Annotated in this window: 1 pseudogene; it reads right to left on the reverse strand. The window is 36.4% G+C overall.

The annotated features are described in order from the left end of the window. Positions 1 to 550: pseudogene (locus R7E42_RS25245) on the reverse strand (peptidase M11 gametolysin); the annotation flags it as partial. Between the last annotated feature and the right edge of the window lie 541 nt (positions 551 to 1,091).

A 1,091-nucleotide genomic window follows, 5' to 3' on the forward strand; every position in this document is an offset into this window, starting at 1 on the left:
AATCCAACGCCTTAGCGTGGCTCAAACCAAGGTTGTGCCCGAATTCATGTGCAATCACTCTTGCTGACAGCGTGCCATCTATGTATGCACGACTCGGGAACGTTTTCCCTGTTGTTGCAGAACCACCACCAGCACAACCTGATTGCGTCATGATGTAAATGATGCGCTGATAATCCTCAAGCACTACGCCATCAGCACGCGCCATTTTATCCGCTTCCGCTTGAACCGAAGGATAATTACACACCTGATTCGATACAGGCAATGTGTACCAACCTGCAACTTGACCACTTAGCCATGTCTTGCCGTAGGAGTTTTCTTGGTAAAAATCGTTAACTTCACCAAATACTAACGCGTGCGCCTCTTCTGACGTGATCGGTTGATCGTTAGGATTCTCTTTGAAATTCAATAGCATCACCAACGTATCTTGTTGGCCTATTGAACTGCCTGCAGCTTTGGCGTACTGGATATTTTGTAGAAATAGAAATAAGACGAGTAAGAAAAAGATCCCTTTATTTAGGGCGTGCTTATTCATGCGGAGTTTATCAATCACTGCTTCACCTGAAATAATTATAATAATTATCCTTCCCACCGAATTAACGATAAGAATATATAGGATTAGATAGAGGTTAAAATTTAGAAAATATAGAACCAGAGCTTATTCCATGAATAATCTCAATTTTCTATACATAATGTGTTTATTCTTCTAAAACATCACCAACATCAATAAATGAGGCAGCATCATAACAAAGCAAAAGGTTAAAATTCAACCAACCACATCACCAAATTACGTTAATTCTTTGTAAGAGCCAAAGAGTTTCAATCACATCAAACAGTTAAACATCGATCATTTTTCGCTCAAAAATTGAGAATATTCAATCGTATCAATAATGAACCGATTGCATTCTTAAATATAAAAATTGTTATGAATCAATAAAATACATATCAAAAATAGAAAATGAGCGCAAAACTTTTCTCACTCAACTGCTATTAGTTTTTTTACTGACCACATTTCAAAGCCTTACCTTTAAAAACAACAAAGAATAACAATTAACAAACAAAATAAAAACATTAATTACATTAAACACCAAGTG

This window comes from Vibrio sp. Vb1337 (genome assembly GCF_033338715.1).
Lineage (GTDB): Bacteria > Pseudomonadota > Gammaproteobacteria > Enterobacterales > Vibrionaceae > Vibrio > Vibrio alginolyticus.